Genomic DNA, 7,673 nt, shown 5'->3' on the forward strand with positions numbered 1-7,673 from the left:
CAAGGTGCGCCGCGTCGCCACCGCCACCGCCGCTGCCACCGCACTGACCGCGTGAGCTGAGCCTGAGGTGGCGCGGCACTTCGATGCGCCACCCGCCCAACCGGCCTGGGCCGGGGCCCGAGCAACGCCCCGGCCCAGGAAGCGCACCCGTGTCACAGCTTTCCAGGCGAATGACCCATCGCCGTGCCGGGCGGGCGGCGTCGGCGCCCGCCGGCACGGGCCGGACCTCTGAACTTCCCCCAGGAGTTGCCCCATGCGCTACGCCCCGCACAGCACGCTGATCGCCACCGATTTCGCCGAACTGCTGCGGTGGGCCGCCGCCCACCTCGCACACGTGGGACTCAACGGGACCCTCTCCAGCCACGACGCCGGCCCCCGGGCCCACCCGGTTCAAGTTTTCCGCCTACGGTGCTCTTCTGGTCGCGGCTGGGGACGGCCGACGCTCCTCCACACGCACCGACGACGTACGGGCAATCCAGCACGCCGCAGACATCGCCTTCCGCACCCTGGCCGCCCACGGCGACCCCGCCGCCGCGCAGCCTTCCCCGGAGCTCTCCCAGGACCAGGTCGTCGCCGCGGTACGCGCGGACGCCGGCCACGCCGAGTCGGCATCCGTCGACGCGCCGTCCGCCGCGCGGGGTGAGCGCCGATGAAGGCACGGAACATCCCGCGTGAGGTCCGGTGCCGGTTCTGCCGAAGCGGCAGGTACACCGTCTCCCGCTGGTGCGCATGCGAGCCGCGGCCCACCGGACCTGACGACTGCCCCGACGCGTGGCTGTGCGACAGGTTCCGCCATCTGCCCCTGACATCGGATCTGCGGTCGCACATGGGGCTGCCTGGCACACCTTTGAACACCCGCACGCCGAGTCCCCTGCGCGCCGCGCCCGGAGACACCAGCCGTGCCTCGAAGCAATGAGAGGCCACCATGCCTGACCTTCTGTCACGAGGCGCGTCGGCCTGAAAGACTTCCGCTGGCGGGGACGTTCTGGGGCGAGGGAGCCGTGAGTGGCAAATCAGATCATCAACAACCGGTTCATGCTGAGTCCGTCGGACGAAGCCCGCAAGGGCGGACTGTCCGAGGTCCGCAAGGCGGTTGACATCACGAGCTCCGGTTTTACGCCGACGGCAGTGAAGATGCTCGTGCCTCGGGAGAACGACGAGATCACCGAGCTGTTCCTGGAACGGGAGACTGGCGCGCTGAAGAAGCTGCGGCATCCGCACATCGTCCAGATGCTGGACGCGGGCTGGGATTCCGGTCTCGGTCGGTTCTTCATCGCTCTGGAGTGGGTCGAGCACAGCCTCAAGGATGAGATGGAGCAGGGCCGCCCCCTGCCGTGGACTGCCTTCTTCGAAAGGTTCGGACGCCCGCTCCTCTCCGCTCTCGCATACGCGCACATGCTGGAGATCGAACACCGAGACCTCAAGCCGGCCAACGTGCTGCTCACCGCAGACGGAGAGGTCAAGCTCGCGGACTTCGGCATTGCCAAGATCCGCTCCCAGGTAGCGACGAGCGAGGAGACGGTCGCCGGCTACCGCTCTAGCCTGTACTCGCCGCCCGAGCAGACGGACACGGTCGGCTATGTCCGTGACGTGTTCGGCTACGGCGCCCTCGCTATCCAGACGATGTCCGCAGGCAAGGCTAGCGACTACCACGACCTCGTTCGCGTCCTGGATGGTCTGGAGCTACCGCCGGAGATCCGCGACATCCTGCGGGACTGTGTGGACTTCGACCCCGGTAATCGGCCGCCGAACGCATCGGTGCTGGAGCAACGGCTCCTGGAAGCCGATCAGGTCCGTCAGGACCGCTGGTCCCGGCGCAGCAACTTCCTGTGGATGAAGCTGACGCGGCAGGCCGCCGAGGTGGCGCTCGAACTGCCGCGCGGCGCGGAAATCGACTGGCAGCGAGCCGAGGCCGCGGTGCTGGACGACATAGCCAAGAGCGTGCATGCCGACTTCTCGCACAACCCGGAAACCGACGAGGTGGACCAGCAGACGATCCGGCTCGCCGGCAAGTCTATGGTGCTGCGCCTGAAATTCGACGACCATGGTGAGCGCGTAACCATCACCCGGATCGAGCGAAAGAACGAGGACTGGCTGGCGCGGTGGCGGCCCAAAGCTGTGCCGGTGGCAACGCAGCTCACGTTCGACTTCCGCAATCCAGGCGGGGATGCGGCCTACGACGGCCTGCAGTCGCTGCTGACGCTCCTGGAGGAGCACACAGCCGCCCGCGCCGCCTCCAAGGAGCAGGAGCAGGCCAGCGATCTCGGAAATCTGTTCGAAGCGTGGAGCAGGCTGCTAGACGCCCGTGAGGAACTCGCCGCAGGCGGCCGCCAGGCACTGACCTACGGTGGGACCACCGGCGAGGGCCGCGCCCGCCAGTTCAGCCTTACCAAGTCATGCGAGGACGCGTCCTTGCTGGTGGGCGAGGAGTGGAGCGTTGCCGACTACGCACAGGGCCGCCCCTTGGAACGCGGCGAGATCACCTCGGTGTTCGGCGACCAGGTCACCATGACCTTTGCGCGCATGCCGCGCCGCATCCCCGAGCACGGTGTCCTGCTGCCGTACCTGGGCCCCACGCAAACCTCTATCACCCGGCAGCGCGAAGCCCTGAGCAGCGTCGCGGGCGGCCAGAGCGTCAACCCGCTCCTGGGCCAGCTGATCGAGGATCCGCAAAGCCTGCACGTGGGGGAGCCGACACCCATCGACGACTGGGTCCGCGACCTCGACACCAGCAAGCGCAATGTCGTCTCCCATGCGCTGGGCTCCCAGGATCTGCTCCTGATCGAAGGTCCTCCGGGCACGGGTAAGACCACGGTCATCGCAGAGATCGTTGAGCAGACACTGCGCCGTGAACCCAAGGCCCGCATCCTGATCGTCAGCCAGACCCACATCGCCATCGACAACGCGCTCAAGCACATCGAGGCCGCTGGTCACGCCGGCGTGGTTCGCCTAGGCCGGCCCGATGATCCGCGTGTCGCCGCCGACACCCAGCATCTTCTCCTGGACAAGCAGCTCAAGCGGTGGGCCCGCCAGGTTCGCTCCCGCGCCGAGACCTACCTGACCAAGGTAGCCGAGGACAAGAAGCTGTCCGCCCGGCACCTGAAAGCGGCCCTCACCCTGGAAGCGCTGGCCGCTCTGGCTGGAGACATCAACGCCCTGGCAGGCCGCATCACCGACATGGCCGCACAGCCGGCCAGCGACCGCACCACCTCAGCCCGCGAACTGGGCGACGAAGTCGTCACCGCCCAGGCCCGCCTCGACAGCTACCTTGAGCAGCGCGCCGAACTGTTCGAGCAGGTCCAGCGGGAAATCCGGGGAGACCTCACCCTCAAGGAAGACATGCCCGCCGGAGAGCTGCGAGCTGCCGTCGCCGCCCTCTTAGGCAACAGCCCCGAGGCCACCGCCCTCCTGGATGCCCTGCGTCTGCAAGCTGAGTGGCTCACACGCATCGAGACCGACCAGGCCCTCGCCGGCGCCTTCCTGCGAACCCGCAACGTCGTCGGCGGCACCGCCCTGGGGTTCCTCGCCCACCCCGCTGTACGCGACCTTGAATTCGACCTGTGCATCTTTGACGAAGCGTCGAAGGCCACCGCCACCGAGGCACTGGTCCCCCTCGCCCGCGCCCGTCGCTGGATCATGGTGGGCGACACCCGTCAGCTGCCCCCGCTGGACGAGGACCTCCTGCGGGCACCGAAGCTCCTGGACGACTACCAGCTCATCCCAGAGCTCGTGGCAACCACCCTGTTCCAGTACCTCATCAACCGCACCAAGCATCCCGTCACGCACGAGCTGCTCGAGCAGTACCGGATGACACCGGCCATCGGAAACCTCATCTCCACCGTCTTCTACGGAACCCGCCTTCGCTCTCCCGGCACCCACAAGCTCGCCGGCTACGACGTCCTCCACAGGCCCGTGCACTGGGTCGACACCTCCCGGCTCGGCAAGCAGCGCCGAGAGGCAGCGCGCACCGAAACCGAACGCAGCATTCTCAACCGCACCGAGGTCCAGCTCGTCGCCCAGCAACTCATTTCCCTCGACAGGGCACTGGAGAAGCGCGTCATCAAGCCCGGTCCCACCGGCACACTCGACGTCCTCGTCATCGCCCCTTACAGCAGGCAAGTCGACGAACTACGCCGCCGCCTCGCCTCGGCCCGCCTCACACACCTCACCCCCGAGGTCCTGTCCGTCGACGCAGTTCAGGGCCGCGAATGCGACCTGGCAATCTTCTCTGTCACCCGCAGCAACGACCGCGGCGAACTCGGTTTCCTCAGCCAGCCCTACTGGCGCCGCATCAACGTTGCGCTCTCCCGCGCCCGCTACGGCCTGCTCATCATCGGCGACGCGTCCTTCTGCCAGAGCAAACCCGGCGCACTGCGCGAAGTCCTGGACTACATCCGCTCCCACCCCGATGACTGCGAGATCACCGATGCCGCCCATTAGCCCAGACAGCCTCCTCGCAGCCCGCTTCCACGACACACGCCCTGGTCTAACCCTCATCAGCATCATCGACGCCGCTGTTCCCGTCACGCCGGTCACCGTCGCCGTCGAGGCCCACGAACGCAAGCAACTGCCCCTCCTCGACGAATTCGTCCTGCGCCTGGTCAGCGCAAACATCCGCACCCCCGCAGCCCTGGGAGGCGTTCTCGGCCTGCCCCATCCAATGATTGCCAAGGCCGTCGCCGACCATCTGTCCGCAGACCACCTCATCCTGGGCAGGCCGCGGCCCGACGCCGCAGCGCACGACACCACGCTGCGCCTCACCGAAAAGGGCAAGCTTGCCGCCGAGGACCTTGCTGTCCTGCGCCCTCGGCGTGTCAATATGCCCTTCCTGTTCGACCAGCTCCTGCGCAAGGTCCGCCCCTATGACCGCCAGACGGTCATCACCAAGAGGCTCGCCACGGAGAACGGGCTGCTGCTCCTGCCCTCCGCCCAACAGGGCGAGGTCCAAAGCGGCGACCTCTCACTTGCTGACCTCAACAACTTGCTCAAAGACCGCGAGGACAAGCGGGAGATCCTCGCCATCCGCGGAGTCACCCAGGTCCCCGCACCGCGCTACGTCCCGGCACAAGTCCTCGTCTACACCGACCCCGACCGCACCGTCGTTCAGCTCGGTGTCGTCGTGGACGGCGACATCAGCGACCGCCACGAAATCGCCCTTCTCAGCAACGGCGGCGCCAGCACCCTCGGCATCACTGTCGAGCCCGCACAACCGCGCCCTCTCCTGGCTCCTGACCTCGAACGCGCCCGCGTCCCCCTGGCCGACGTCACCCGCCAGCAATCCGTAGCGGCCGCCCAACAGGTCCGCCCCACCCCCCTCAGCGCAAAGCCCAATCTGCCGGAGCTCCCCCGGGACGAAGTCCGCGCGATCAGCGTCTTCGAACACCCCGACCAACTGAACGAAGCCCTCACCACCGCACGGCGCCGCATTCTGATCATCTCGCCGTGGATCAAACGATCGATCATCACCACCGACTTCCTCAGCAAGCTGGAAGGACGCCTGCGCAGCAACGTCACCGTCGACATCGCCTACGGCTACAGCGACGAAACCGCCGAGTCCGACCCGGATGCAGTCCGCAAACTCCGCAACCTCGCCGAGCGCTATCCCAAGCTCCTGCAAGTTATCCGCCTCAAGAGCACCCACGCCAAGATCCTGCTGTTCGACGACGTCTGGATCGCCACAAGCTTCAACTGGCTCTCCTTCCGCGGGGACCCCAACCGCACCTATCGCGGCGAGGAAGGAACACTGGTCCGCGGTCGTGAGAAGGCCGACGAACAGCACCAGCGCTACCTTGCTCAGATACAGGATGAGCGCCTTCCTTAGCGGGGCCCGTGCGATGCGGCTTACGACTACGCCCTGGCTCAGCAGCGCTGGTCGGCCCCCCGCCGCTCCCGGAGAACTACACGGACTTGGAGGCAAGGATCGGGCACCGCTTCAAGGAGCAGTACAGCCTTGCGGACGTGGTCCAGGAAGCCACCCGGACCGAAGACGCGGAAGGTCCGCTCACGTGGAACGCCGAGGACGCCATTCGTGCCGACGTGAGCGCAGAGGCGGCGGAGAGGTACGTGCGGCAGGTCGCGCTGGCCGCCTGATTTCACGTCAGGACCCGGTGTGCGCCCGCCTCCTCGAGGGCAAGGCGTGTTGCCACTGACGCCCCGGCGGGTTCTCCCGACCGGGCACCTCTGCGCGGGCAGGCGGCTGCCATTGATACCGCCCCGGAGAAGACACCCCCCTACCCATTAAATTGTGCTAGAATTATCCATGCCAGACGGGGTTGGCCCCCTGGACGGCACCTGAACCCCACGCCCGATGGAAGGCAGCGCATGCGCCTGATGGGAAACGTTTCGCACCCACGTCACTTGCGACCAGCTTCCCGACTATCCCGCCGACATCGATCCCGCCCGATCGAGTCACGGTTTCGCCCTTCCCCGCTTCACCGCCGAGACCGTCGCACAGCTCGCCAAGGACCTGGACCGCGCGGCTGACCCGGAGATGCTCCCGCTTCACATCGGCGATGGCGTCGTCGACGTCGTCTCTGGCATGGACTCCCACGAGCTCATCGAACGTGCGTATGCCGACCCGAGCGGCCGGTACCCCAACCGACCGCGATGTGACCGAAGTGGCGAAGGGGCTGCGTGCCATGGCGAGCGGCGGCTACCAGCTGGCAGGGCCGGATGCGCGGACCGTCGCGTTCGCCGACCACGGTGACTGGTCGATGGTGCCCGCCATCTATGCGACGCCGGACGACTCGGAGGCAGCACACCTCGCGGAGATCAATGCGCTGCTCTGGGAGGCCCGCCTGTCGTGCTACCTCGTCACGGCTCCGGATCCGCACGCGGCGGAACTCGCGGCCCGTCGGTTGTCTCAGGTGCTCTGGTGCGCGCCCTGGTGCGAACCGCTCTGTATCACCAAGGCGCTGCGGCTCATGACGCCGGGACGAGCACCGTCGTCTTCACCTATCGCTCCGCGTCTCCGGACAAGGGCGTGGTCCTGCGGGCCGTGCCGTGCGCCCGGCCGCCGATGACGCCCGAGGTGCGGGCACTGGCAGACCGAGCATGCGGACGATCCGCAGATCTGGACAGCGTGCCTCAACTACCGACTGCGCATGGGTCCGGCCCACTACGCAGTGCCTGACCACGACGGCGTGACCTACTCATGGGTGCGCAGGATGGGCCGCTCCCGCATCGTTTTCCAGCTCACCGAACCGAGCGATCAATCGCCCGGGGGAGAGGTGGTCGTCCACCGCTACCCCGCGGCCGGCGACGGGCGCCCGATGTTCCGGGCGCACGTGCATGCCGTTACGCAGCAGCAGCGCGCCAGCGTTCTTGCCGCTGCACGAGCCCGCATCCCGCGCGGCTGAGCAACTTCACGGACGTCCGGCTGGTGGCTGGCCCCACCGCCGTTGCCCGACGACACCCCGCACCCGCCCCATAGTGTCCTGAGTCGTGATTTCGCTGCGAAAGTAGTGGGTGGTTCGGCATCCTGGGTGGATGGCGAGGACGGGACGGCCGAAGGCCGAGTTGGTGCTGACCGACGATGAGCGTGAGACGTTGACGCGTTGGGCCAGGCGTCGTACGTCCTCGCAGGCCCTGGCCCTGCGGTGCCGGATCGTGCTGGAGAGCGCAACGGGTGCGACGAACAAGGATGTCGCCGCCCGTCTGGGCATTGAGGCACA

General features: G+C 67.5%; 5 protein-coding genes and 1 pseudogene. All 6 read left to right on the top strand.

Annotated elements, in window-relative coordinates:
• The first annotated feature begins 1,005 nt into the window (after window positions 1-1,005).
• Window positions 1,006-4,440, top strand: coding sequence for a serine/threonine-protein kinase (locus AC067Z_RS38285; RefSeq protein ID WP_478794267.1), 3,435 nt, complete (start codon window positions 1,006-1,008; stop codon window positions 4,438-4,440).
• Window positions 4,427-5,821 carry a phospholipase D-like domain-containing protein gene (locus AC067Z_RS38290; protein ID WP_478794268.1) on the top strand — a complete coding sequence of 465 codons (1,395 nt, stop codon included), beginning with the start codon at window positions 4,427-4,429 and terminating at the stop codon, window positions 5,819-5,821. Before AC067Z_RS38285 ends, AC067Z_RS38290 begins: the two co-directional genes overlap by 14 nt.
• An 86-nt stretch (window positions 5,822-5,907) precedes the next feature.
• Complete coding sequence (locus AC067Z_RS38295) at window positions 5,908-6,090, top strand: hypothetical protein (RefSeq protein ID WP_478794269.1); 183 nt, start codon at window positions 5,908-5,910, stop codon at window positions 6,088-6,090.
• Between the two features lie 518 nt (window positions 6,091-6,608).
• The gene (locus tag AC067Z_RS38300; RefSeq protein WP_478794270.1) at window positions 6,609-7,022 is read left to right on the top strand and encodes a hypothetical protein; all 414 of its coding nucleotides are present in this window, start codon (window positions 6,609-6,611) and stop codon (window positions 7,020-7,022) included.
• A gap of 81 nt (window positions 7,023-7,103) precedes the next feature.
• Complete coding sequence (locus AC067Z_RS38305; protein ID WP_478794271.1) at window positions 7,104-7,358, top strand: hypothetical protein; 255 nt, start codon at window positions 7,104-7,106, stop codon at window positions 7,356-7,358.
• Window positions 7,359-7,488: 130 nt separating this feature from the next.
• Window positions 7,489-7,673, top strand: a pseudogene (locus AC067Z_RS38310) (IS630 family transposase); the annotation flags it as partial.

The organism is Streptomyces sp. NPDC043812, from assembly GCF_056436245.1.

Bases quoted from the DNA above. Each gene is read 5' to 3' on its own strand.
- AC067Z_RS38290 (WP_478794268.1), top strand. From the start codon at position 4,427: ATGCCGCCCATTAGCCCAGACAGCCTCCTCGCAGCCCGCTTCCACGAC.
- AC067Z_RS38305 (WP_478794271.1), top strand. From the start codon at position 7,104: ATGGGTCCGGCCCACTACGCAGTGCCTGACCACGACGGCGTGACCTAC.